At 65.3% G+C, this 23613-nt stretch carries 25 protein-coding genes; 14 read left to right on the forward strand and 11 right to left on the reverse strand.

Going from position 1 to position 23613, the window contains the following annotated elements:
- The first annotated feature begins 121 nt into the window (after positions 1–121).
- The 7 genes from B2W55_RS16360 (at position 122) to B2W55_RS16390 (ending at position 7438) form a co-directional block, all read left to right on the forward strand.
- Positions 122–1048: a histone deacetylase family protein gene (locus B2W55_RS16360; protein WP_024580661.1), complete on the forward strand. Its 927-nt coding sequence runs from the start codon at positions 122–124 to the stop codon at positions 1046–1048.
- A gap of 73 nt (positions 1049–1121) precedes the next feature.
- On the forward strand, positions 1122–1373 hold the full coding sequence (locus B2W55_RS16365) for an exodeoxyribonuclease VII small subunit (protein WP_024580660.1): 252 nt from the start codon (positions 1122–1124) through the stop codon (positions 1371–1373).
- A gap of 552 nt (positions 1374–1925) precedes the next feature.
- On the forward strand, positions 1926–3854 hold the full coding sequence (dxs, locus tag B2W55_RS16370) for a 1-deoxy-D-xylulose-5-phosphate synthase (RefSeq protein WP_024580659.1): 1929 nt from the start codon (positions 1926–1928) through the stop codon (positions 3852–3854).
- A gap of 147 nt (positions 3855–4001) precedes the next feature.
- Positions 4002–4565, forward strand: a complete 564-nt coding sequence (locus tag B2W55_RS16375; protein WP_024580658.1) for a nucleoside 2-deoxyribosyltransferase — start codon at positions 4002–4004, stop codon at positions 4563–4565.
- On the forward strand, positions 4562–5317 hold the full coding sequence (locus B2W55_RS16380) for a TlyA family RNA methyltransferase (protein WP_024580657.1): 756 nt from the start codon (positions 4562–4564) through the stop codon (positions 5315–5317). The genes B2W55_RS16375 and B2W55_RS16380 overlap by 4 nt, the downstream gene beginning before the upstream one ends.
- On the forward strand, positions 5310–6551 hold the full coding sequence (locus tag B2W55_RS16385) for a class I SAM-dependent RNA methyltransferase (protein WP_024580656.1): 1242 nt from the start codon (positions 5310–5312) through the stop codon (positions 6549–6551). The genes B2W55_RS16380 and B2W55_RS16385 overlap by 8 nt, the downstream gene beginning before the upstream one ends.
- 53 nt (positions 6552–6604) lie before the next feature.
- Complete coding sequence (locus tag B2W55_RS16390; protein ID WP_024580655.1) at positions 6605–7438, forward strand: nucleotidyltransferase domain-containing protein; 834 nt, start codon at positions 6605–6607, stop codon at positions 7436–7438.
- An 87-nt stretch (positions 7439–7525) separates the two neighbouring features.
- Here B2W55_RS16390 and B2W55_RS16395 read toward each other — a convergent pair whose 3' ends face one another.
- A complete protein-coding gene (locus tag B2W55_RS16395) occupies positions 7526–8374 on the reverse strand; it encodes a DUF1194 domain-containing protein (RefSeq protein WP_024580654.1) in 849 nt (282 codons plus the stop codon).
- A gap of 206 nt (positions 8375–8580) precedes the next feature.
- Between B2W55_RS16395 and clpS the strand changes: the two genes are divergently transcribed.
- On the forward strand, positions 8581–8886 hold the full coding sequence (gene clpS / locus B2W55_RS16400) for an ATP-dependent Clp protease adapter ClpS (RefSeq protein WP_024580653.1): 306 nt from the start codon (positions 8581–8583) through the stop codon (positions 8884–8886).
- Positions 8887–8968: 82 nt separating this feature from the next.
- Positions 8969–9733 (forward strand): hypothetical protein, encoded by a 765-nt coding sequence (locus B2W55_RS16405; RefSeq protein WP_244442181.1) that lies wholly within the window; start codon positions 8969–8971, stop codon positions 9731–9733.
- Positions 9734–9750: 17 nt separating this feature from the next.
- Here the strand turns inward: B2W55_RS16405 and B2W55_RS16410 are convergent, their stop codons facing one another.
- From B2W55_RS16410 to B2W55_RS16430, 5 genes are all read right to left on the reverse strand, one after another.
- Complete coding sequence (locus tag B2W55_RS16410) at positions 9751–10629, reverse strand: DMT family transporter (RefSeq protein ID WP_024580651.1); 879 nt, start codon at positions 10627–10629, stop codon at positions 9751–9753.
- A 12-nt stretch (positions 10630–10641) separates the two neighbouring features.
- Entirely contained in the window at positions 10642–11835 is a 1194-nt protein-coding gene (locus B2W55_RS16415) for an adenylate/guanylate cyclase domain-containing protein (RefSeq protein WP_024580650.1), read from the reverse strand.
- A gap of 85 nt (positions 11836–11920) precedes the next feature.
- Positions 11921–13396, reverse strand: a complete 1476-nt coding sequence (locus B2W55_RS16420; protein WP_024580649.1) for a hypothetical protein — start codon at positions 13394–13396, stop codon at positions 11921–11923.
- A gap of 96 nt (positions 13397–13492) precedes the next feature.
- The gene (aroC, locus tag B2W55_RS16425; RefSeq protein WP_024580648.1) at positions 13493–14581 is read right to left on the reverse strand and encodes a chorismate synthase; all 1089 of its coding nucleotides are present in this window, start codon (positions 14579–14581) and stop codon (positions 13493–13495) included.
- A gap of 89 nt (positions 14582–14670) precedes the next feature.
- Positions 14671–15270 (reverse strand): histidine phosphatase family protein, encoded by a 600-nt coding sequence (locus B2W55_RS16430; protein ID WP_024580647.1) that lies wholly within the window; start codon positions 15268–15270, stop codon positions 14671–14673.
- Between the two features lie 224 nt (positions 15271–15494).
- On the opposite strand from B2W55_RS16430, the gene B2W55_RS16435 reads away from it, so the two are divergent.
- Positions 15495–15983 (forward strand): sigma-70 family RNA polymerase sigma factor, encoded by a 489-nt coding sequence (locus B2W55_RS16435; RefSeq protein WP_024580646.1) that lies wholly within the window; start codon positions 15495–15497, stop codon positions 15981–15983.
- Positions 15984–16050: 67 nt separating this feature from the next.
- A complete protein-coding gene (locus B2W55_RS16440) occupies positions 16051–16815 on the forward strand; it encodes an anti-sigma factor family protein (RefSeq protein WP_024580645.1) in 765 nt (254 codons plus the stop codon).
- 381 nt (positions 16816–17196) lie between these two features.
- Here B2W55_RS16440 and B2W55_RS16445 read toward each other — a convergent pair whose 3' ends face one another.
- Both B2W55_RS16445 and B2W55_RS16450 read right to left on the reverse strand, forming a co-directional pair.
- Positions 17197–18156: a DnaJ C-terminal domain-containing protein gene (locus tag B2W55_RS16445; protein WP_024580644.1), complete on the reverse strand. Its 960-nt coding sequence runs from the start codon at positions 18154–18156 to the stop codon at positions 17197–17199.
- Positions 18157–18284: 128 nt separating this feature from the next.
- Complete coding sequence (locus tag B2W55_RS16450; protein WP_244442180.1) at positions 18285–18785, reverse strand: RT0821/Lpp0805 family surface protein; 501 nt, start codon at positions 18783–18785, stop codon at positions 18285–18287.
- A 15-nt stretch (positions 18786–18800) separates the two neighbouring features.
- On the opposite strand from B2W55_RS16450, the gene pdxH reads away from it, so the two are divergent.
- Together pdxH and B2W55_RS16460 are read left to right on the forward strand one after the other, a co-directional pair.
- Entirely contained in the window at positions 18801–19442 is a 642-nt protein-coding gene (gene pdxH, locus B2W55_RS16455; RefSeq protein ID WP_024580642.1) for a pyridoxamine 5'-phosphate oxidase, read from the forward strand.
- Positions 19443–19587: 145 nt separating this feature from the next.
- Positions 19588–20340: an SDR family NAD(P)-dependent oxidoreductase gene (locus tag B2W55_RS16460; protein ID WP_024580641.1), complete on the forward strand. Its 753-nt coding sequence runs from the start codon at positions 19588–19590 to the stop codon at positions 20338–20340.
- Between the two features lie 130 nt (positions 20341–20470).
- On the opposite strand, the gene B2W55_RS16465 is transcribed toward B2W55_RS16460, so the two are convergent.
- Positions 20471–20692 (reverse strand): hypothetical protein, encoded by a 222-nt coding sequence (locus B2W55_RS16465; protein ID WP_024580640.1) that lies wholly within the window; start codon positions 20690–20692, stop codon positions 20471–20473.
- Between the two features lie 130 nt (positions 20693–20822).
- The gene (locus B2W55_RS16470; protein WP_024580639.1) at positions 20823–21800 is read right to left on the reverse strand and encodes a magnesium transporter CorA family protein; all 978 of its coding nucleotides are present in this window, start codon (positions 21798–21800) and stop codon (positions 20823–20825) included.
- A 337-nt stretch (positions 21801–22137) separates the two neighbouring features.
- Here B2W55_RS16470 and B2W55_RS16475 point away from each other — a divergent pair, with 337 nt between their 5' ends.
- Positions 22138–22815, forward strand: a complete 678-nt coding sequence (locus B2W55_RS16475; RefSeq protein ID WP_024580638.1) for a L,D-transpeptidase — start codon at positions 22138–22140, stop codon at positions 22813–22815.
- Positions 22816–22838: 23 nt separating this feature from the next.
- Here the strand turns inward: B2W55_RS16475 and B2W55_RS16480 are convergent.
- A partial coding sequence (locus B2W55_RS16480) for an extensin family protein (RefSeq protein ID WP_291532249.1) occupies positions 22839–23613 on the reverse strand: 775 nt, incomplete at its 5' end.

The raw sequence follows: 23613 nt of genomic DNA on the forward strand, positions 1-23613 counted from the left end.
CGGACGGAGCCCGGCATTGGAAGGGCAGGATCGGGAGATAAAGTCGGGCCTTTCCGGACGGCCGCTAAGGGCCTAGATTAGACCCGTCCTCGCACGCGCTTCCTTTGCGCCGGGAATTTGTATGACACTGCTTCTGACGCACGCCGCCTGCCTCAACCATTTGACCCCTCCCGGACATCCCGAACGTCCCGATCGGCTGCGCGCGGTCGCCGAGGTGTTGGGAGAGGATCGCTTCAAGGCACTGGTGCGCGACCTCGCGCCGGAAGGCGACCTCGACGCCGTGCTGCTCTGCCATGGCGAACACTATGTCGGCGAGTTGCGCCACATCGCGCCGACCTCCGGGATGATCTACATCGACGGCGACACCTCGATGTCGCCCGGAACCTGGGAAGCCGTGATGCGCGGCGTCGGCGGCGCGGTGGCCGCCACCGATGCGGTGATGGAAGGCAAGCACCAGAACGCCTTCGTCGCGGTTCGGCCACCGGGCCATCACGCCGAGAAGTCGACGCCGATGGGCTTCTGCTTCTTCGACAATGCCGCGATCGCGGCGCGCCACGCGCAGCGCAAATATGGCATCAAGCGCGCCGCGGTGATCGATTTCGATGTCCATCACGGCAACGGCACGCAGGACATCTTCTGGGCCGATCCGACCGTGATGTACTGCTCGACACATCAGATGCCGCTGTTTCCCGGCACCGGAGCCGCCGGCGAGCGCGGCGAGCACGATACTGTCGTCAACGCGCCGCTGGCGCCCGGCGACGGCGGTGCCAAATTCCGCGCCGCGTTCGAGAACCTGATCCTGCCGCAGCTCGAGAAGTTTTCCCCGGAGCTCGTTGTCATCTCGGCAGGCTTCGACGCGCATCACCGCGATCCCCTGGCCTCGATCAACCTGACGGGCGAGGATTTCGGCTGGGTCACGCGCAAGCTGATGGATCTCGCCGACAAGAGCGCCGGCGGCCGCGTTGTCTCCGTCCTGGAGGGCGGCTACGATCTCGAGGGCCTGAAAGAGTCGGTGGCATCTCACGTCACCGCATTGATGGGCGCGTAAAACCCCGCCACAATAAGCTCGCAAAAATTCGATTGATTCTGCGCACAGATACGTGCGCAGTCGGGAACACGAGATGGCCGAAAATACCCAAGCCGACGTCAAGAAGCTGTCGTTCGAGCGCGCGATCGAGGAACTCGAATCCATCGTCAAGCGGCTCGAGGACGGCAAGGTCCCGCTTGAGGAATCGGTCACGATCTATGAGCGCGGCGAAGCGCTGAAGCGGCGCTGCGAGGAATTGCTGCGCCAGGCCGAGGCCCGCGTCGACAAGATCACCACCGACGCCTCGGGTCAGGCGACCGGCACCGAGCCGCTCGACGTGCAGTAGCGCCGCGCGGCGACAACCGGCACGATCATGCGACAGAATGTCCGCAGTGGCGGCCGATTATTGCTGCGCATTGCCAGCAATCCGTGGGACTACGGGCCGACCGTGGCGGCCGGCCGCAGTCCCGGATCAGGCCGATCCAGACCAGCCGGCTGCCGTTAAATTGGGCGACATGGAACCCATCATCAGCCCCAAGCATTGAAAAGACTGGCTTTTTTAATACAAAGCATAGGAACCCAGCGCCCCTAGCGGGTTGGCTTTGGCTACGGCTTTGGTGTAATGCTTCCAGTTCTATGGGCATTTGAGGGTGGCGGGCGGCCCGGATTCTTCGGGCGGCAAGCATCTCAAATGGTTCGACAAAACTGAACCGGGACGGGTGAAGAGCGACCAAGGTGATGCATATCACGTGGTCCAATCCGGAGTGAATCTAGCTTTACAACCAGGCACCGGCCTGCCGGGGCGGCACCCAGTGTCTGGCATTCGCTGCGCGGTGAGCGCGCCAACCCATCTCGCGTCGGGCGATTCGTTCCGACAGGCAAAAATTGGAAATTCGCTGTGACCACATTTAGTAAAACGCCGCTTCTTGACACTATTCGCACGCCGGATGACCTGCGCAAGCTGAAGGTCGAGCAGGTGCGGCAAGTTGCCGACGAGCTCCGCCAGGAAACCATCGACGCCGTGTCGGTGACCGGCGGCCATTTCGGCGCCGGCCTCGGCGTGGTCGAGCTGACCACCGCCATCCACTACATCTTCGACACCCCGCGCGACCGCCTGATCTGGGACGTCGGCCACCAGGCCTACCCGCACAAGATCCTGACCGGACGCCGCGACCGCATCCGCACGCTGCGCACCGGCGGCGGCCTCTCCGGCTTCACCAAGCGCACCGAGAGCGACTACGATCCGTTCGGCGCCGCGCACTCCTCGACCTCGATTTCGGCCGGCCTCGGCATGGCTGTGGCGCGCGATCTCTCGGGCGGCAAGAACAACGTTATCGCCGTGATCGGTGACGGTGCGATGTCAGCGGGCATGGCCTATGAGGCCATGAACAACGCCGGCGCGATGAACTCGCGCCTGATCGTGATCCTCAACGACAACGACATGTCGATCGCACCGCCGGTCGGTGCGATGAGCGCCTATCTGTCGCGCCTGTACTCCGGCAAGACCTACCGCTCGCTGCGCGAGGCCGCCAAGCAGATCAACAAGCGCCTGCCCAAGATCCTCGCCAACCGCGCCAACCGCGTCGAGGAATATTCCCGCGGCTTCATGATGGACGGCGGCACGCTGTTCGAGGAGCTCGGCTTCTATTATGTCGGCCCGATCGACGGTCACAATCTCGACCATCTCTTGCCGGTGCTGAAGAACGTCCGCGACATGGAGACCGGGCCGATCCTGGTCCACGTCGTGACCCAGAAGGGCAAGGGCTATGGCCCGGCCGAAGCCTCGGCCGACAAGTATCACGCCGTCGTCAAGTTCGACGTCGCGACCGGCACCCAGGCCAAGGCCAAGCCGAACGCGCCGGCCTACCAGAACGTGTTCGGCCAGAGCCTGGTCAAGGAAGCCCAGAAGGACGACAAGATCGTCGCCATCACCGCGGCGATGCCGTCGGGCACCGGCGTCGACATTTTCAACAAGGCGTTCCCGGATCGCACCTTCGACGTCGGCATCGCCGAGCAGCATGCCGTGACCTTCGCCGCCGGCCTCGCCACCGAAGGCTACAAGCCGTTCTGCGCGATCTACTCGACCTTCTTGCAGCGCGGCTATGACCAGGTGGTCCATGACGTCGCGATCCAGAGCCTGCCGGTCCGCTTCGCGATCGACCGCGCCGGCCTGGTCGGCGCCGACGGCGCGACCCATGCCGGCTCGTTCGACAACGCCTATCTCGGCTGCCTGCCCAACATGGTGATCATGGCGGCCTCCGACGAGGCGGAGATGGTCCACATGGTGGCGACCCAGGTCGCGATCAACGATCGCCCGAGCGCGCTGCGCTATCCGCGCGGCGAAGGCCGCGGCGTCGAGATGCCGGAAGTCGGCATTCCCCTGGAAGTCGGCAAGGGCCGCATCATCCGCGAGGGCAAGAAGGTCGCGCTGCTGTCGTTCGGTACCCGCCTCGCCGAGTGCGAGAAGGCGGCCGACGAGCTCGCCGCGCACGGCCTCTCCGCCACGATCGCGGATGCGCGCTTCATGAAGCCGCTCGACGAGGACATGATCCTGAAGCTGGCGCGCGACCACGAGATCCTGATCACGATCGAGGAAGGCTCGGTCGGCGGATTCGGCTCGCATGTGGTGCAGTTCCTGACCGACCACGGCATGCTCGATAGCGGCATGCTCAAGTTCCGCTCGATGGTGCTGCCCGACGTGTTCCTCGACCACGACACGCCGGCGGCGATGTATGCCCGCGCGGGTCTCGACGCCAAGAGCATCGTTGCCAAGGTGTTCGAAACCCTCGGCAAGGACTACAAGACCGAGACCGTCAAGCTCGCGTAATCGCCTTCCACCTCTCCCCGCCGGGGAGAGGTCGGATCGCGCGAGCGATCCGGGTGAGGGGGTGAGGTCCCACGAAAGAGCATAACCCCTCACCCGCGCCTCTCCCAAAGGGAGAGGTTTCAAGTCGATCTTGTCCTGGGCAAGTCCATGAGAGTCTATCTGGCAGGTCCTGACGTATTCCTGCCGGATGCCGTGGAGATCGGACGCCGCAAGGCGGAGGTGTGTGCCTATCACGGGCTGACCGGGCTGTATCCGCTCGACAACAGCATCAATCCCACGACTGCCGGCGCTTCGCTTACCATTTTCAAAAGCAACGAGGCGATGATGGAGTCGGCCGACGCCATCATCGCCAATTTGACGCCGTTTCGCGGCCCCAGTGCCGACGCAGGCACCGTCTACGAACTCGGTTACATGGCGGGACGCGGCAAGCTGTGCCTCGCCTATTCGAACGATCCCACCTCCTACGCCAATCGGGTGGCGCGGCTACAGCAGGTGGTGCCGGCGCCCGACGGACGCCTGATCGACGCGGAGGGGCTGACGGTGGAAGAGTTTGGATTGCCTGACAATCTGATGATGATGCACGCGCTCGACCTGCACGGCAGTCCGCTGGTGACGCCGCGCGAGCCCGCGGCCGACCTCTGGCACGACCTCACGTCCTTCGAGGCCTGCGTGCGGCTCGCCGCGGCGCAGCGCCGGCAGGGCACCAAGTGAGCAAGGCGGGCGACGACGAGCCGTCGGCCGGCAAGCGCATCGATGTGCTGCTGGTCGAACGCGGCCTGTTCGAAAGCCGGGCACGGGCGCGCGCGGCCATCGACGCCGGCCTCGTGACGGCTGACGGCAAGCCAATCGCAAAGGCATCCGAGATCGTGGCGCCCGGCGCTGCGCTGACCGCCGAGCCGGCGCATCCCTATGTCTCGCGCGGCGGCGTCAAGCTTGCTGGCGCGCTCGAGCACTATCCGATCGACGTCGAGGGTCATGTCTGCCTCGATGTCGGCGCCTCGACCGGCGGCTTCACCGAGGTGCTGCTGGCCAACGGCGCGAGCCTCGTATTCGCGATCGACGTCGGTCACGGCCAGTTGCATTCCTCGCTGCAAGGCCATCCGAAGATCGTCTCCATGGAGGAGACCGACATCAGGAATTTCGAGGGCAAGCGCCTGCCGGCGCGGCCCGACGTCGTCGTGATCGATGTCAGCTTCATCTCGCTGAAGCTGGTGCTGCCGGTGGCGCTGTCGCTGGCCGCGGCCCCGATGCATCTGCTGGCGCTGATCAAGCCGCAGTTCGAGGCGGCGCGCAAACACTCCAAGCGCGGCGTCATCCGCAACGCGATGGTGCACCAGGAGATCTGCGACGATATCGCCGCCTTTGCCGCCTCGCTCGGCTGCACCGACATCCAGGTGTTTCCGTCCTCGATATCGGGCGGCGACGGCAATATCGAATTCTTCCTCGGCGCACGCCGTGGCTGAAGTCCTCACCATCGACCATGTCGGCCACCGCGGCGACGGCGTCGCGCTCGACGGCACGCAGTCGGTCTTCGTGCCCTACACGCTCGGCGGCGAAACCGTCGAGGTCGAGGACGTCCCCGGCAACCATCCCGACCGGCGGCGGTTGCTGCGCGTCACACAGGAAAGCCCGGAGCGGATCGCGCCGTTCTGTCCACATTTCGGCGTCTGCGGCGGCTGCGCGATCCAGCACTGGAGCGAAGCGCCCTATCAGGCCTGGAAGCGCAACATCGTGGTCGAGACGCTGGCGCAGGCGAAGATCGCGGCCGACGTCGCACCATTGCTCGACGCCCATGGCGCGGGCCGCCGCCGCATCACGCTGCACGGGCGCATGGCCACCCAAGATGTCCTCAAGGTCGGCTTCGCCGCGGCAGGATCGCACGACATCATCCCGGTCGACCGCTGTCCGATCCTCGATCCCGCGCTCGACGGCGCGATCGAGGCGGCATGGGCCACCGCCGAGCCGCTGATTGCGATCGGCAAACCGCTCGACATCCAGGTGACCGCGACCCTGAACGGCCTCGATATCGATGTGCGCGGTTCCGGCGCGCTGCCGACCGGCCTGATCAGTGCCTTGTCGCGCGTCGCGGAGAAGCACCGGCTGGCGCGGCTGACGCGGCACGGCGAGCTGGTGCTGCAACGCGGCTCTCCTGACGTGGCGATCGGAAATGCCAAGGTCGTGCTGCCGCCGGGCTCGTTCCTGCAAGCGACCGTCAAGGGCGAGGAGACGCTGGCGGCGCTGGTCCGCGCGCAATGCGGCCGCGCCAAGCATATCGCCGATCTGTTCTGCGGCGTCGGCCCGTTCGCGCTGCGCCTTGCGGAGAAGGCGCGCGTGACGGCCTTCGACAGCGACGCCGGCGCGATCACGGCGTTGCAGAAGGCGGCGCAAACGACGCCGGGATTGAAGCCGCTGAAGGCCGAGGCGCGCGACCTGTTCCGTCGCCCGCTGATGCCGCAGGAATTGCGCGACTATGACGCCGTCGTGTTCGATCCGCCGCGGCAGGGCGCGCAGGCCCAGGTCACGCAGCTGGCGGCGAGCAAGGTGCCCGTGATCGTTGCGGTATCCTGCAATGCCGCGACGTTTGCGCGCGACGCGAAAATCCTGATCGACGGCGGCTACAAGATCGCCGATGTCACCCCCGTCGACCAGTTCCGCCATACCCCGCATGTCGAGCTGGTGGCGCGGTTCGCGCGCTGAGGCGCCGCCGCTTCTATCGCGGCGCGCGGTATCCTCGCTATAATCCGCCGAGCATGTCCCACGACCCGCTGCTCGCGCGCATCATTCCCGTCCTCGCCGCCGTTCCAGGCGTCGCTGCCGTCGTGCTCGGCGGCTCGCGGGCGCGCGGCACGGCGCATCAAACCTCCGACTATGATCTCGGCCTTTATTTTGCGGAGGCCGCTCCTGTCGACACCGAGCGGCTGCGCATGGTCGTGCAAGGTCTGGTAGACGATCCCGCTGCTGTGCATGTGACGCCGGTCGGCGAATGGGGACCATGGATCGTCGGCGGCGCCTGGCTTGCGATCGGCGGCCACAAGGTCGACCTGCTCTACCGCAGCGTCGAACAGGTCACGGCTGTCCTCGACGCCTGCCGGAACGGCGAGATCGGCATGCACTACCAGCCGGGCCATCCGCACGGCTTCTGCTCGGCGATCTGGATGGGCGAGGTCGCGCTGTGCCGCGTTCTGCACGATCCCCAAGGCGTCGTCGCGGCGATGCAGGCTAAGACGGTGCCCTACCCGCCGGCGCTGCGCGACGCGCTGCTGCGGCGCTTTCAATGGGAAATCCGGTTCGCGATCGACAATGCCGAGCTTGCCGTACCGCGTGGCGACGGCACGCATGTCGCCGGTTGCGCCTATCGCGCCTTGGCCTGCATCGCGCAGGTGCTGTTCGCGCTGAACGGGCAGTATCTGATCAACGAGAAGGGCGCGCTGGTGCAGGCGGCGGATTTTCCGTTGACGGTTCGCGGCCTCGCCGGACGCGTTGCCGAGCTCTGGCGCCAGATCGGTGCTGCGGAGTACGCGGCTGCGTTGCGGACGCTGCGGACGCTGGAGAATGAGCTGCGGGAGATTTCAACGAAACCGTAGGATGGGTAGAGCGCAGCGAAACCCATCGACTTCTCTCCGCGCGGCGAGATGATGGGTTTCGCTGCGCTCTACCCATCCTACGAAATACTACCGTCCCCAGCGGTCCTGCCAGATCTTTTCGCCGATCATGCAACTGACCCGCGGCTCCTTCTCGGCGGTGCGCACGATCGGGCGATCGGGGGTCCGGCCGGCGACTTCGAGCAGCAGCTTGGTGCGGATCGCCTCCTTGAACTTCTCGCGATCCTTGATCGTGACCACGAAGGAACCGGGGCCGCCGATCACGCAATCTTCGTAATAGTAATCGAGATTCTCGATATCCATCGTCGAATAGGACGGCTCCTTCACCATGATCGGCAGTCCGTTGATGACGATGCCTTTCTCGAGCGCCGCGTCGCGCGCCGGCGTGATCGGCGTGCCGTTGTTGTTGGGTCCGTCGCCGGAAATATCGATTACGCGGCGCAGGCCACGATGCGGGTTCTCGTCGAACATCGGGATCGCAAAATAGATCGCGCCCGAGATCGAGGTCCGCGAGGCGCGACGCACCGGGGTCTTCATGATCTCGGCGGAAACCGCATCGGCGGATTCAGGGCCGTCGATCACCCGCCAGGGAATGATGACCTTCTGGTCGTTGGAGGCGGCCCATTCGAAATAGGTGATCGAGATCTTGCCGTTCGGGCCGGCCTTCAGCGCCTGCAGGAATTCCTTGGAGACGATCGCCTGCGCATAGCCCTCGCGCTGGATCGCGAGTTCGTCCATGTCCATCGAATAGGACACGTCGACCGCGATGATCAGCTCGATATCGACGCTCGGCGTGGATTCCTTTTCGGCCACCCGGCCGGTCTGTGTTCCCGGGCCAGGCGCGGCAACACCGGCCACATCGCCGCTGGCCAACATGCCCGCGACAAGCACCGCTCCGATCGAGACATACCAGCGCATTGCGGCCCTCCCGTCGTGTCGCGTCATGGTGACACGCAAATCTGGCGGCGAAAAGCGCAGATATCATCTCGCCTTCACATTCAGGTTAGATGTCACGCATGACGCAACACGCGCCGTGCCTTTGCCGCAATGACGCCGTGCAAATCGAACGGTTCCAAGATGTGCCTGAAGACGGTATTCTTACGGAGCAATCGCGAGGGAGTGCGATGCCCGATAGCGTCGTCAAGCCGAAAACCAGGACGAAGACCAAGGTCGAGCGGCCACGCCTGCACAAGGTGATCCTGGTCAACGACGATTATACGCCGCGCGAATTCGTCGTCACCGTGCTGAAGGGTGAATTCCGCATGACCGACGACCAGGCCTACAAGGTGATGCTGACCGCGCACCAGCGCGGCGTCTGCGTGGTCGCCGTGTTCACCAGGGACGTCGCCGAGACCAAGGCGACCCGCGCCACCGACGCCGGCCGCGCCAAGGGCTATCCGCTGCTCTTCACCACCGAGCCCGAGGAATAGCGCCAGATTGCCGCAGGCGTTGCCGCGCATTTTAGCGATCCCTGCCACTGCCGCTTTAGGGATCGCATGGCACGAACGCGGCATGTCCGTCGCATTGCGCCAACAGCTTTCACTGCGGAAGACCCGCCCCGAGACCTCGTTCGGCCCATTCCGCCCCCTGCCCGCTTTGCCCTGGCTCGTCATGGCGACGGCGATACGGATCGTCGGCTTCGGCAAGCCCGGCCTGGTCGTGCCCGCCCTGGTGCTGGCCGACATCTGCGTGCTGCTCGCCTTCTTCGCCACGGCGCGGGACTCGATCCAGGCTGCCGGAGGTCAATCGTCGCTCGGCGAATTGACGCTGGCCGAACAGACCAGGCTGTCATGGTCGATCCTGTGGCGGATCGCGCTCGTGATCATCATCGTCACACTCGCCACCGCCGCGATCGGTTTCACGTCGTTTGCGCCACACCTGCTGTGGGGCCTCGACGGCATGGCGTTCGATCAAGGCGCCGATCTCGGCCGGTTCTGGAGCGCAGCGATCGCAGCGCTGGTGCTGATGATCATCGTCAACGCGGAAGGCAATGGCGGCCGCATTGCGTTGTTCGCCGCCATCAAGGAACTCGGCCGACACGCGTTGTGGCTCGGCGCCGCGGTGCTCGTGCTTGGCGTGATCCAAGTTGGGCTCGGCTACGGGCAGCAGTTCGTGCGCACCGCGATCTGGCAATTCTGGCAAGCCTCGACGGTGGGCCAGCCGGTCAAGAGCCTGGTCTACGTCGTCTTCATCTTCAGCTTCGCAATGCTGCGGCTATGGATCACGCTGTCGATCCTGACCTTCGGCCTGAAGCAGTCCTATGCCCGCGGCGGCTGACCCGACGCTTGCGGCAATCACGGCCGGGCCGGCTGCGTCCGCTGGCTGACCACGATGTCGGCAACGACCGCCCCCATCACCAGCGCACCGCCGATGAGGGCGCGGAGCGAAGGCACCTCGGCGAAGGCGAGCCATACCCAGAACGGCATCAGCGGGGTCTCGAGGGTGGCGATCAGCGATGCCTGCCCTGATGGCAGCAATCTGGAGCCGACCGTGAACAGGGTGAGACCGAGGCCGACCTGGCACGCCCCGAACATCGCGAGCACGCCGAGATCGGCGCCCCCGACCGCGCCGATGCCGTGCCCGAGCGGAAAGCTGACCGCGCTGCCGAGAAAGTTCGAGAGCGCTGCGGCTGCGATCATCGGCGTACCCTTGTGCCGCCGGATCACCACCGTCATCAGCGAGATCGCCAGCACCATCACGCAGGCAAGGCCGATGCCCCTGTAATCCGTGATGCCCCCGGCGCCGCTGACGGTGACGGCCACACCGGCGAGCGCGATCAGGCTTGCCAGCAGCGTGCCGGGCCGCGCCCGCTCGCGCAGCCAGAGCCAGGCGATCGCCGCCGCTGCAAACGGCTGCATCGCGATCAGGATTGCGACGTTGGCGACGCTGGTCAGTTGCAGCGCCGGAATGAACGTCACCATGCCCAGGGTCGAGAGGCCCGCCACCAGCCATCCGCTCAACGGCATCGCGACGAGGTCCCGCACACCGCGCCGGCCCTGCATGGCGACCAGGAACAGCGCGATCGCGCCGCCGCCGAACAGCCCGCGCCAGAACAGGATGGTCCAGGAATCGAAGTGCAGCAGCCGGGTGAAGAACGGAGCGGTGCTCCAGGCCGCCGCGGCCGCGACGACCAGTACGATCCCGCGGCGATGCTGCGCGTCCGTGTCAGTCACATCGCACCGCAGCTAACCGGCAGCGGCGACAGGCGCCTCGTCGAACAGGCCGTAGACCCGCTCGGCCTTGGCGAACCCCGCGATCGGAAACTCGCCGAGATCGCTCCAGCCGCCATCATGGATACCGGCGAAGCGCTCGGAGGCGACGACGGTACGGCCGAGCCGGCCGGCGATCTTCTCCAGCCGCGCGGCGAGATTGACCGCGGGACCGATGCAGGTGAAGTCGAGCCGGTTGCCGCCGCCGATATTGCCGTAAAGCACGCGGCCGAGATGCAGCGCGACGCCGAAGCGGAACCGCTCGACGGCATCGCCATTGGCGAATTGCAGCGCCTCGACGCCGGCGCGCGAGACGCGCGCAGCCTCCAGCACCCGCGAGCAGACCTGCGCCTCGTCACCGAGATATTCGTCGACCGGGAACACCGCAAGCAGCCCGTCGCCCATGAATTTGAGCACCTCGCCGCCATGCTCGCGGATCGCGGTGACCTGGCAATCGAAGTAGAGATTGAGGATCTCGACCACGGTTTCGGCCGGCAGGCGGTCCGACAACGCGGTGAAGCCGCGCAGGTCGGACAGCCAGATCGCGGCATCCATCGTGTCGGCGTGGCCGCGCCTGATCTGGCCGCCCATGATGCGTTCGCCGGCCCGGTTTCCGACATAGGTGTCGAGCAGCAGCGAGGCGGTGCGGCGCAGCGTGACGATCTCGATGTAGCGCGCCAGCGGCACGGCGATCGAGCGGATCGCGTCGAGCTGCTCGTCGGTGAAGCCACCCGGTTGCCTGGTGGTCCAACTCGAGGCGTTGGGCGGACCGTCGGTGTTGATCAGCGGGACCGCGATGTAGTCGGTGACGCCTTCGGCCTGCAAATCCGCGACGATCGGAAAGCGCGTGCTGGTTGGATCATCGAGCCGCGCGCGGACTTCGACGCCCTGCTTGAGGACGATCGCCAGCGGGCTGACGGCAAATTCCGGGGTGTCGAGGATGTTGTGATCGACGGCGCCGGTCTCGACCTCGGCGCCCGGCTTCCAGATGAAATGGCGGCCGTAGATCTCGGGATGCAGGGTGCGCACGAAAACGCCGATGCGCCATAACGGCAGGCCGGCCCGCACCAGGCGTTCGCAGCATTCGGCCATCATCTGCGGCGGGGTCGGTGCGGATCGTGCGCCGCCGATCATCCATGTGATGATGTCCCGTAGCTCCGACGCATTCATGGCATTCCCCAAGGCGAGCACCCCATTAGCGACCACCACTATAATATAGGGTCCAGAAGATGATCCGGAAATGTGTGCGTGGCTTTCACCCCCGCCATTTCCCAAACAGGATGGCATCCAGGGCGAACGGACCGGATGAAGCTGCGGCTCTTGCGGCTGCATCGAGGCTGGCGACCAAGCCATTGTTCGGAAACCGCAGCGCGCCGATGACCAGCATCCGGTCCACGCCACTCACGATCTTGCCGTAATATTGCGCCACGTCGGGACAGGAAGCGGAATTTGCAGCGGTCACGACACCGCCGAACCCGGCTCCCTTCGCCAGGCAGGCATAGTATTGCGTAGCCGCCTCAATGGATTGCCTGTGCGCTCCACGATATCCGTAGGGATCAAACCCGGCATTGCGCAGGATTTCGGCCGCATCGTAAAGACGCTCCAGAGTGAACATCGGATATCCGATGCCTTGTCCGGGATCTGCATTGCGGTAGCGGTCGTCGATCTCGCCCGAAGCCACCGCCCGGGTCTGGAAGAACGGCCTGCTCGCAAAGCCATCGGTGGCCTTGTTGGCATAGCAGCCGTTAGGCGTATCTGCTGCGCCATAAACGGCCCGCTGGAAGAACGCGATCCAGGGCAGCGACACACGGATCGCGTCGTCGCCGCCGTTCAGGACCGCCACGAAGGCCCTCTGGTTGTTCTGAACGCGCGCGAGCGCCAACAACGCTGCCAACTGGTTTGCCGCATGGTTGCTGTAGTGATCGCAGGGCCACGCGTGGAGCTGCAAATTGTAGTTGAGCGCGTTGCGGAGCAGGCCGAACATCGCGGCATCGAACGCTTCGACCCGCGTCACATCTGCATCGCCAAGCGTGCCGACATACATCAACAGGTCTTCAGCCTGCACGGAATAGACAATGCCGCGAGAGACCACCAACCCCACGCCGGCAAAGGCAGCCTGGTCGAACTTGCCCTCCGCCCCACAAAATTGCGACGGATTCTCGCGAAACCGGCCGTGATCGTCGCGAAATCCGGAGGTGCTCCAGGCGACAAGTATCTTCGCGGCCACCGCCGCAGCGTAAGCCGGGTCGGGCGCATTGATCGGCCGCTTCGCCCCCGCCTTCATCAGGGCTGCATAGAGCGCGAGGCGCGACGCCACCACGGCAGCACCGCGCGGCGGGACAAGGTTTGCGGCAAGCCCCATGTCGGCACGCACTTCCGGGACGTGGTCTTCGCCATGAATTGTCTGGGGCTCGTAGGAAAACGCGTAATTGTAGGTGTCGGTGCTACAGCCGGAATAAGCGGCATCCCATTTGTTGCCGCCAGCAAGATCACGGGCCACCTGCCCGGCGAGTTGATCGAAGCGCCGCGCCGAATAGCTGCCAAGCTGATTGATCCGCCCCGCCAGATCGATCAGATCTTTCTCGGTCAGGAAGACATCGGGATGTCGCACGGAGCTGGCGTAGGCACCGCCAAGGATTGGCGTGGCCTGCGCGGATTTGGGACTCTGCGCCAGACCGGATGACGATGCCGACAGCCAGATCATGGACAGCGCAACGAACAACCGGTTCATTGGAACCTCCAAGGGCGACGGAAGCCGCCAGCCGACCAGCCATGACTGAGATTAGTCGGCTTCGCGTGACGCGATGACGTCAGCCTACAGGCCCGATCAGCGCCCGGTCTGCCCGCGGTCGCGCAGAAAATGATCCGCCAGCACGCAGGCCATCATCGCCTCACCCACCGGCACCGCGCGGATACCGACGCAGGGGTCGTGGCGGCCCTTGGTCAGGATATCGGTATCGGCGCCCTTGCGGTCGACGGTGCGGCGCGTGGTCAGGATCGAGGAGGTCGGCTTGACCGCAAAGCGCACCACCACCGGCTGTCCAGTCGAGATGCCGCCCAGCACGCCGCCGGCATGGTTGGACAGGAAACGCGTTCCGTTGTTGCCGGTCCGCATCTCGTCGGCATTCTCTTCACCCGTGAGCTCGGCGGCGCCGAAACCGGCGCCGATCTCGACGCCCTTCACCGCGTTGATGCTCATCATCGCCGACGCCAGATCGCTGTCGAGCTTGGCATAGATCGGCGCGCCGAGACCGGCCGGCACGCCCTCGGCAACGACCTCGATGACCGCGCCGATCGAGGAGCCGCTCTTCCGGATGCCGTCGAGATAGCTTTCGAAGAACGCCGCCTTGTCCTTGTCGGGACAGAAGAACGGGTTGTTGGCGATCTCGTCCCAGTCCCATTTCTCGCGGTCGATCTTGTGCGGGCCCATCTGCACCAGCGCGCCGCGCACCTTCACCTCGGGCAGGACCTTGCGCGCGATCGCACCGGCCGCGACGCGGGTCGCGGTCTCGCGCGCGGACGAACGCCCGCCGCCGCGATAGTCGCGCAGGCCGTATTTCGCCTCATAGGTGAAGTCGGCATGGCCCGGGCGGAACTTGTCCTTGATCTCGGAATAATCCTTCGAGCGCTGGTCGGTGTTCTCGATCAGCAGCGCGATCGGCGTGCCGGTCGTCACCTGCACCCCGCTCTCCGGATGCGCCATCACGCCGGACAGGATCTTCACCGCATCGGGCTCCTGGCGCTGCGTGGTGAAGCGCGACTGGCCGGGGCGGCGGCGGTCAAGGTCGTGCTGGATCTCCTCCACCGTCAGAGGGATCATCGGCGGGCAGCCGTCGACGACGCAGCCGATCGCGACCCCATGGCTCTCGCCGAAGGTCGTGACGCGGAACATATGGCCGAAAGTATTGAAGGACATGGCGTGTCGTAACGCGCAGGGTCGGCAGCGTCAAACGGGTTTCCTGCTCCCCAAGGACGTCCCCAACGACGCGGATGGCCCGGACGCCCTTAACTATATTTCCGCAGGCTGCCTTCGCTGAACACGTAGACCGCGCCCTGCTCGATATAGAGCTCCGCGGCCGAGGCCGGCGTCTCGAAGCCGAGCGCCACCATCAGCGCCCGCGCAGTGCCGCCATGGGCGACGGCGACCGTGTCCGAGGTCACCGAACCGTACCATTCGGTCATCCGCGCCTGCACGTCGACATAGCTCTCGCCGCCCTCCGGTGCGACCTGCCACTTCTCGGCCAAGCGGCGCGCATACACGACCGGGTCCGCCGCCTGCGCCTGCGCCAAGGTCGACCCCTCCCATGTCCCGTAGCCGATCTCGCGCAGCCGCGCGTCGAGCGCGTAGTCACCCGGCGCAAGGCCGAGCTCGGCGCGCGCCAGCTCCATGGTGGCACGCGCCCGGACCAACGGGCTGGCGACGAACGGCAGCGTCGCCTTGTCACGGCCGTCGCGGACCAACAGACCGGCGAGGATCCGCCCGGCATGCGCCGCCTGGGCGCGACCGCGCTCGTTGAGGGCGATGTCCTGCGCGCCCTGAAGCCGGCCTTCGGCATTCCACGTCGTCTCGCCGTGGCGGATGTAGTAGATCGTTGGCACCGGCATTCCCGTAACCATATTCCCCGCCCAGCGAGATGTCGGGCGCTTGCAGCAAGGCGTCGAGTTTTTCGGCTCGGAGGTACACCAGCCGTTTGCCCAGCCACAAGCCCAAATAAGTCCGCGCCGGGGCGCCATGCGCGCGGATCGACGCAGCCGGAATAGCGGCGCCGCGAGGGTGTTATGCTGAGCAAGGCGGTCGGCGCCGCCGAGACCATCGAAGACTGGGATACATGACCGCGTTTCGTCAAAGTGTCGAAGCCATGATTCCGGCGCTCCGTCGCTATGCGCGCGCGCTGGCGCGTGACAGCGATATCGCCGACGACCTGGTGCAGGACACGCTGGTGCGGGCGCTGCGCTCGGAGCGGCTGTTTCTCGGCGGCGACGTCAGGAGCTGGCTCTATACGATCCTGACCAATCTGAACAAGAACCGCAGGCGCTCGCTGGCGCGGCGGCCGCCCCTGATGCCGTTGCTCGACAACAATGCCGACGCCAGCGGCACCGAGGCCGAGGGACGCGACATCGAGCGCGCGCTGTCGACGCTTGTCGAGGAGCAACGCTCGGTGCTGCTGCTCGTGATGCTCGAGGGCATGAGCTATCGCGAGGTCGCCGACATCCAGGGCGTGCCGATCGGCACCGTGATGTCCCGCCTCGCTCGCGCGCGCGCCCATGTGCGGGCATCGATCGAGGGCCAGCGCCCGGCGCTGCGGCGGGTGAAGTGATGGACTGCGCGATGACCGGCGTGACGCGCCAAGGATTTTCGAACAGGATTTGGCAGAGACGACTGATATGACCGACCCGAACATTCCCGTCACCGAAGACGAGCTGCACGCCTATGTCGACAACGAGCTGCCGGCCGAGCGCCGCGGCGATGTCGAGGCCTGGCTTGCCACACATCCCGACGACGCAGCGCGGGTGCAGTCCTGGCGGACGATGGCCGAGACGTTGCATGCGCGCTACGACGGCGTGCTGGACGAGGCGGTGCCGAAGCGGCTCGAGCTCGAGCGCCTGGTGCGGCAGCCGCGCCGCTGGGTCTATGGCGCGGTGGCAGCGACGCTGATGGCTTTCGTCGCGGGCGGCGGCGTCGGCTGGATCGCGCGCGGCGCCTCGGCGACGCCCTCGACCTTCCAGAGCTTCACGCTGGATGCGCTCGACGCGCATCGGCTCTACGTGGTCGAAGTCCGCCACCCGGTCGAGGTCCCCGGCAGCGAGCGCGACCACTTGCAGCAATGGCTGACCAAACGCTGCGGCTGGGCCGTCCGCGCGCCGGAACTGACGGGGCTGAAGCTGGTCGGCGGCCGCCTGCTGCCGGGACCGAGCGGGCCGGCGTCGTTCCTGATGTATGAGAGCACGTCCGGTGAGCGCTTCACCGTCTATACCGCGAAGGCGAAAACCGAGACGACCCAGATGCGCTACGCGGTCCAGGGCAGCGACGGCGCGCTGTTCTGGGCCGATCGCGGCGTCGCCTATGTCGTCAGCGGCAGCACCGACCGCGACCGCCTGACCCAGGTCGCGCAAGCCATCTACGATCAGATGGAGAAGAGCGGCGGCTGAGCGCCCGTAATTCTACGGGACATGCCGCTCGCGAAAATCGCGCCGTGTCGAGTAAGTGAATCCGGCCTCACTCAACGTCCCAATTCCGACATTGAAAACTTCGATTCGCGTCATCGGCACGTCTCATTATCGCACCGCATGCTCACGCGAAGATGATGCGCGCCCGATCCGCCGATCGGCGCACGCGGCCTCGATTGGGGTTTTGTGTACCGCGCTGGTCCCCCTCTCGAGGCCGCACTCCTTTTTCCGCCGCCCGGATCGCCTGCTCGCCGCAGAATCAGGGCATCGGTGGATTGTTCTCTAAGCCGCTTGCGATGCCCCGTGTCTATTCCGGAAGCACCCGGGGATAGATACGAGACGTCTCGCAAGTGGTTTCGGCGGTCAGCCGAGATCGCTGCGCGGATTATAGGGGTGTTGATCCCGCCACGTTTGCATCAATGCCTCGAGCCCGGCATCGTTCCCGTCGGGAAGCATGATGCGGGTCGTGACATAGAGGTCGCCAGTGGCGCCGGCCTTCGACAGACCCTTGCCCTTGAGACGGAAGATGCGGCCGCTCGAGGTGTTCTTCGGGATCGACAGTTCGACCGCGCTGCCGAGCGTCGGCACGCGGACCTTGCCGCCCAGCACCGCCTCATAAAGCGTCACAGGCAGATCGATCCTGAGGTCATTGCCGTCGACCTTGAAGAACGGATGCGGCGCGATCGAGATCGTGATCAGGAGGTCGCCGGGCGGCTGGCCCTGCGCGGTGTCGCCCTGACCCTTGAGCCGGATCTGCTGGCCCGCGCTGACGCCGGGCGGAATCTTGACATTGAGCTCGCGGCCGTTCGGCAGGCGGACGCGCTCGTCGCCGCCCCTGACCGATTCCTCCAGCGACACCGTCATGGCGACGGAAAGATCGAGGTCGACGCCGACCCCACCGCCATCAAACTCAAACGGACTGGCTCGCCCCCCGCGCGCGGCACCGCCCCGCGTAGCATTGCCGAACATGCTGTTGAGGATGTCCTCGAAACTGCCGCCGCCCATGCCACCACCGGGACCGCCGCGGAAGCTGTATTCGAACCCGCCGGGACCGGCGCGGCCGCCAGCGGCGCCGCCGCCCGGGAAGCCCTGGAAGCGCGGCTTGCCCTCGGCATCGATCTCGCCCCGGTCGAACTGCTTGCGCTTGTCCTCGTCGCCGACGATCTCGTTGGCCGTGTTGATCTCCGCAAAGCGGGCAGCCGCCTTCGGATCGTTGCTGTTGTTGTCCGGGTGATGCTTCTTGGCGAGCTTGCGATAGGCGCTCTTGATCGTCGCAGCGCTGGCACTCCGCTGCACCCCCAAGACCTCATAGGGGTCGCGCATCCGTCACGTCTCCTTCACGGGAAAAAAGTCAGTCCTGACTGGGAGCCCATCCGGGCCCACCTTGCCTCTCATCTGGGGGCTCAGTGGCATTTTTGCAACTAGGCTGGCGCCGGCTTCTGCCGGAACTCTCAGGACTTTCTCCAAGGTGTCAAACTACGGATTTCCCACCGGCCTTGTCCAGCCTTGCAGGCAGCCCCTTGCAGCCAGCTCTCGCTGGCTCCATTGACGTAGCTGGCGAGGAAATCCCGGCACGTCTTGCCGTCCTCGCCTGAATAGGCCTGGGCCAGCGGCGTGACCGAGCCGCGTGCGCCCGTTTCGGGATTTTCCCAGGGCTGGCTGGAATCCTTGTCGCCCTTGGTAAGCACGTCGGAGGCGGCATTGCGGGCGAAGGCCAGATCGCTGTCGGTCGGCATCGCCATGCTGACCCGGGTCGGGCTGATCGAGCCGGTCACGTCCTTGTCGTCCATCTTGGCGAAAGCGTCGCTGCGCGACAGGCTACAGCCGCTTGCACCAACGCCGATCAGGATCAGCGTGACCGCCGCGCCCGCGCGGCGGATCGCCGATAGGCCAACGCGCTCCCATGCCCTATATAGGGCTGATAACGCGCGCTCGGACGCGGGCGGATGCAATCGGGACTCCTGAACATGACCGACACGACCTCCATCAAACACCCGGCACCGTTAACATCGGGTGATTTCACCGCGGCGGAGGAACCGTTCGCCCTGTTCGGCGAATGGTTTGCCGAGGCGGTCAAGTCCGAGCCCAACGATCCGAACGCGATGGCGCTGTCGACCGTCGACGCCGACGGGCTGCCCGACGTGCGCATGGTGCTGATGAAGGGCTTCGATGCCGACGGCTTCGTGTTCTACAGCCACATTGCAAGCGCCAAGGGCCGCGAATTGGCCGCAAATCCTAAGGCCGCTTTACTCTTTCACTGGAAATCGCTGCGCCGGCAGGTCCGCATCCGCGGGCCGGTGACGCCAGTGACCGATGCCGAGGCCGATGCCTATTTCGCCACGCGGCCGAAGCAGGCGCAGATCGGCGCCTGGGCCAGCAAGCAATCGCAGCCGCTGGAGAGCCGCTTCGCATTCGAGCAGGCGATCGCCAAGGCCGGCGCGAAATACGTGATCGGCGAGGTGCCGCGTCCGCCGGGCTGGAGCGGCTGGCGGATCACGCCGCAGCGCATCGAGTTCTGGCACGACCGCCCGTTCCGCCTGCACGATCGCATCGAATTCCGCCGCGATGGCGCCGGCAGTGCCTGGTCGAAGGTGCGGCTGTATCCCTGAAAATCCGCGGCTGTCATGGAAGGGCGAAAGCGCGAAGCGCGTCTTCGTGTAAGATGATCCCGGCCATCGACGTCCTGCCCCCTAACGACCGAGACGTCGATCCCCGGCGCAACGCCGCGCACGGCGAAAACGAAAGAAACCGTCGATGCCCCGCCCATCCAATGCACCGCGCCGCACGCTGCTCCTGACCGGCGCGAGCCGCGGCATCGGCCATGCCACCGCGATCCGGTTCTCGTCCGCCGGCTGGCGGGTGATCACCCTGTCACGGCATGCCTTTCCGGAGGTCTGCCCCTGGGGCGCCGGGCCGGAAGACCACATCGAAGTCGACCTCGGCAGTCATGACGACACCGTGCGGGCGATCTCCGAGATCCGGCGGCGGCTGGATAACGACGAGCTGCACGCGCTGGTCAACAACGCTGCGATCTCGCCGAAGGCCGCAGGCGGCGGCCGGCTCGGCACCATGGACACCGACATCGACACCTGGACCCACGTCTTCCACGTCAACTTCTTCGCCCCGATCATGATCGCGCGCGGATTGATCGAGGAGTTGAAGCACGCCAAGGGCGCGGTGGTGAACGTCACCTCGATCGCCGGCTCGCGCGTGCATCCGTTTGCCGGCGCGGCCTATGCGACATCGAAGGCGGCGCTCGCGGCGCTGACACGCGAAATGGCATCGGATTTCGGCCGCGTCGGCGTCCGCGTCAACGCGATTGCGCCGGGCGAGATCGACACCTCGATCCTGTCGCCCGGCACCGAGAAGATCGTCGATCAGCAGATCCCGATGCATCGCCTCGGCACGCCGGACGAGGTCTCCAAGATCATCTACGTGCTGTGCACGGAAACCAGCTCGTACGTCAACGGCGCCGAGATCCACATCAATGGTGGTCAGCACGTCTGAGCTTTGGTCTGGATGATTTTTCGGAGAGGTTCGAGGCGATCCCGGCCGCCGCCGCGGCCGTACTCCAGGATTGCTTCGATGGCAGGCGCAACAGCGCAAACGAGGCTTCTGCCTTGCGAGGCGTCAACCTCTAGTCTGCGTAAAACCGACGTGACTTCTTCTCGGTCCGCCGCAGCGCGATGTCGTTCAACGCGCTGGAGCACTCGTCTTCGTCCTCGCCATCAAGCAGCGCAGCGTCACAATAGCGGCAAAGTCTCGGCGAGATCGCCTGCACTTTGCCTGCGGCGCGGTCCTGTTGATAGCGCGCAAAGTCGATGACGTTACGCCGTGGCGTTATGATCTTCTCAACCATTGCTGTCCTCCGGCTTCGAGGCGGGCGTTATCGCAGACAAGTTTCGCCCAAACGTTCAGCGCAACACTCAAATTTTAGCAGAGGAAATAAGGCAGAAAACGCGTCCCAAAACGCGACGGATGGAACAGCGCTAGAGCCACTTCTTCCACCGGAAAATCCAGTACGGAACGATTGCCGCGGCGAGCATCATGACCAGCGCGAGCGGATAGCCGTGCGCCCATTCGAGTTCCGGCATCACCTTGAAGTTCATGCCGTAGATCGAGGCAATCAAGGTCGGCGGCATCAGCACCACCGCCATCACCGAGAACAATTTGATGATGTTGTTCTGTTCCAGATTGACCACGCCGAGCATGGCGTCGAGCACGAAGGTGATTTTATTGGAGAGATAGGACGCGTGGTCGGTCAGTGAGGCGACGTCACGCTGCATGGTCTTGAGCTGTTCGCGCATGTCCTTGGACCATTTCACGCCTTCGACCACGGCGGACAGGAAGGTGACGAGGCGGCCGATCGAGACCAGGCTCTCGCGGACCTTCGAGGTCAGGTCGCCCTTGCGGCCGATCGCGATCAGGATCTGGGAGTATTGCTTGGCGTGCCCGTGGCGCGCGCTCTCCGGCTCGAAGATGTCGTGGGAGACCTGGTCGATATCCGCCCCGCAGCGCTCCAGGATATCTGCGCAACGATCGATCACTGCATCCAGCAGTTCCATCAGCACCTGCTCGCCGGTGATGCCGGGGACGCAACTGCGGGCGAGCTTGTTCTCGACCAGCGCGAACGGCTTCGGCAGGTCGTAGCGCACCGTCACGAGCCGGTGGCCCGTCAGGATGAAGGTGACCGCCGTGGTCCGCGGCATGTCGGTGTCGGACTGGCACATCAGCGTCGCGGTCATGTAGCGGGCGCTGTTCTCGATATAGAGGCGGCTGGAGATCTCGATCTCCTGCATGTCTTCCCGGGTCGGAACCGCGATCCCCGCCAGCTTCTCGACGGCCCGGTCCTCTTCCACGGTCGGATTCACGAGGTCGACCCAGACCGCATTGTCGGGTAGCCCCGTCAGATCGGCAGCGGCGGCCTTCCTGAGGGCGGAATCGGTAGGGACGAACACCGACAGCATTAACAAGCTCCACGAGACGGGCGGCAGGGTTTGCGGACTTAGCGCGATTCTCGCTGGCGCTTCATGACCGGGACATTAACCGGACATCCATCCTGTGGTGGCCGGGTTGGGGTGACGCGGCAGTCGGCTTGGCGACCGTTGCCTGTTTGCACAAATACCGGTCCCGCGCCAGACGACTTGCGGCAAAAAAGCCACAGCCGACGTCCCGCGATGCGGGAAAGCCATCTAAACTCTGGGAAGAATGGCAGGTTTCGGCAATAATGCCCTTAATGGAATCGTGGCGTTTGGGGCGTAATCTTGACGCTTTGAGACGCAGATTTTCGATTGGACCGTAATCATGTCGTCGTTCAAAGTTACCCTTGGAATCCTGGCCGCGGGCCTGATGTTGTCGGGCTGCATGCAGGCCACGACCTATGAGGCAACCAACACTGCGGCCTTTAAGCCACGCGACAAGGAACTGCTGGCCAAGACCACCTACGTCAAGACGCCGGTCGCCGAACCGTTCCGCCGCGCCATCGTCGAATATCACCGCAAGGAAGCTCCCGGCTCCATCGTGGTCGATTCCGACAATCATTACCTCTACTACGTGCTGAACGACGGCAAGGCGATCCGCTACGGCATCACCGTCGGCGAGGAAGCCATGGCCTGGTCGGGCATTGCCAAGGTCGGCAGCATGACCGAATGGCCGGCCTGGCACCCGACCCCCGGCGAAATCTCGCGCCTGGGCGTTCCGACCTTCGTGGCCCCCGGCCCGGACAATCCGATGGGTTCGCGCGCGATGTATCTCTACTCGGGCGGCAAGGACACCCTGTTCCGTATCCACGGCACCAACCAGCCGGAATACATCGGCTCTTCGATCTCCTCCGGCTGCATCCGCATGACCAACGAGGACGTCATCGACCTCTACAACCGCGTCAAGCTCGGCACCATCGTCGTGGTGCTGGAGCCTAAGCATGGCGACTCGCCCTACAAGCCGCAGATGGCGCTCCAGGGCGGCTCGAACGTCACCTACTGATCCGAATTACATCGCAATCGCGATCAGAGGCGCCGGCTTTGCCGGCGCTTTTTTGTTGGCTGCGGCTTGGTCTCGGCCGCGCCTTCGGGCGGCGGCGCATCATCTGATTTCGCTGCATCCGGCTCGTCGGCCTTGCCGTGGTCGACCTTCGCTGCGTCGGGCTTGGACGCATCCGATTTCGCGGCGACCTCGCGCGGCGGCGCCTCCTCGGGGCGCCCGGCCGGCAACAGCGGCGCGACCCGCGGCAGCGGGTCGTACACGTTCCACTGGCAGATCCGGTAGTTGTTGCGACGCTCGATCAGGTCGAGATGGATGTGGTCCTCATGGTACCAGTCCGAGCCCGGACCGAGCACCGTCGAGAAGCGGGCACAGACCGAATGCAGTACGGTCTCCCGCAGATCACGCGGCACGCCCCGGTCGGTCAGCGAAATCGACTTGCCGTTGGCGAGCCCGAAGGCGCGCACGTCGAGCGCATTGGCGCGGCCGTGCTCGGAGAGCTGCGCGCCGGCGACGCGATTGCGGCCACGGCACTCGAACGAGTCGAAATTGTCGAGATTGCTGATCCCGCCGCCAAGCCTCTCGGCCAGCGGCGCAATATCGGTGCGAACCCAGTCGGCCACAGCACTCGCCATCTTGCAGCGAAGGATCGCCGCCGGCTTGACCGCGACCTTGCGCCTGTCCGGCAGCACGATGGCTTCGAGCCGCACCAGGTCCTCGCCGCCGCAGCCGCCGGCGCCATGGATATCCGGAATGCTGGGCGCGATCGCGATCTCCTCGGTGAGGGCCTGCCGGCAGGCC

The sequence above is a fragment of the Bradyrhizobium sp. UBA2491 genome (genome assembly GCF_002341725.1).
Taxonomy (GTDB): Bacteria; Pseudomonadota; Alphaproteobacteria; order Rhizobiales; family Xanthobacteraceae; genus Bradyrhizobium.

Excerpts from the sequence above, each read along its gene's own strand:
- B2W55_RS16405 (WP_244442181.1), top strand. The coding sequence starts at position 8,969 with ATGTCCGTCGCATTGCGCCAACAGCTTTCACTGCGGAAGACCCGCCCC.
- B2W55_RS16390 (WP_024580655.1), top strand. The coding sequence starts at position 6,605 with ATGTCCCACGACCCGCTGCTCGCGCGCATCATTCCCGTCCTCGCCGCC.
- B2W55_RS16470 (WP_024580639.1), bottom strand. The coding sequence starts at position 21,800 with ATGCTGTCGGTGTTCGTCCCTACCGATTCCGCCCTCAGGAAGGCCGCC.
- aroC (WP_024580648.1), bottom strand. The coding sequence starts at position 14,581 with ATGTCCTTCAATACTTTCGGCCATATGTTCCGCGTCACGACCTTCGGC.
- B2W55_RS16375 (WP_024580658.1), top strand. The coding sequence starts at position 4,002 with ATGAGAGTCTATCTGGCAGGTCCTGACGTATTCCTGCCGGATGCCGTG.
- B2W55_RS16420 (WP_024580649.1), bottom strand. The coding sequence starts at position 13,396 with ATGAACCGGTTGTTCGTTGCGCTGTCCATGATCTGGCTGTCGGCATCG.
- B2W55_RS16360 (WP_024580661.1), top strand. The coding sequence starts at position 122 with ATGACACTGCTTCTGACGCACGCCGCCTGCCTCAACCATTTGACCCCT.
- B2W55_RS16395 (WP_024580654.1), bottom strand. The coding sequence starts at position 8,374 with ATGCGCTGGTATGTCTCGATCGGAGCGGTGCTTGTCGCGGGCATGTTG.
- B2W55_RS16445 (WP_024580644.1), bottom strand. The coding sequence starts at position 18,156 with ATGCGCGACCCCTATGAGGTCTTGGGGGTGCAGCGGAGTGCCAGCGCT.
- B2W55_RS16415 (WP_024580650.1), bottom strand. The coding sequence starts at position 11,835 with ATGAATGCGTCGGAGCTACGGGACATCATCACATGGATGATCGGCGGC.
- clpS (WP_024580653.1), top strand. The coding sequence starts at position 8,581 with ATGCCCGATAGCGTCGTCAAGCCGAAAACCAGGACGAAGACCAAGGTC.
- B2W55_RS16475 (WP_024580638.1), top strand. The coding sequence starts at position 22,138 with ATGTCGTCGTTCAAAGTTACCCTTGGAATCCTGGCCGCGGGCCTGATG.
- B2W55_RS16435 (WP_024580646.1), top strand. The coding sequence starts at position 15,495 with ATGACCGCGTTTCGTCAAAGTGTCGAAGCCATGATTCCGGCGCTCCGT.
- pdxH (WP_024580642.1), top strand. The coding sequence starts at position 18,801 with ATGACCGACACGACCTCCATCAAACACCCGGCACCGTTAACATCGGGT.
- B2W55_RS16440 (WP_024580645.1), top strand. The coding sequence starts at position 16,051 with ATGACCGACCCGAACATTCCCGTCACCGAAGACGAGCTGCACGCCTAT.
- B2W55_RS16460 (WP_024580641.1), top strand. The coding sequence starts at position 19,588 with ATGCCCCGCCCATCCAATGCACCGCGCCGCACGCTGCTCCTGACCGGC.
- B2W55_RS16430 (WP_024580647.1), bottom strand. The coding sequence starts at position 15,270 with ATGCCGGTGCCAACGATCTACTACATCCGCCACGGCGAGACGACGTGG.
- B2W55_RS16465 (WP_024580640.1), bottom strand. The coding sequence starts at position 20,692 with ATGGTTGAGAAGATCATAACGCCACGGCGTAACGTCATCGACTTTGCG.
- B2W55_RS16365 (WP_024580660.1), top strand. The coding sequence starts at position 1,122 with ATGGCCGAAAATACCCAAGCCGACGTCAAGAAGCTGTCGTTCGAGCGC.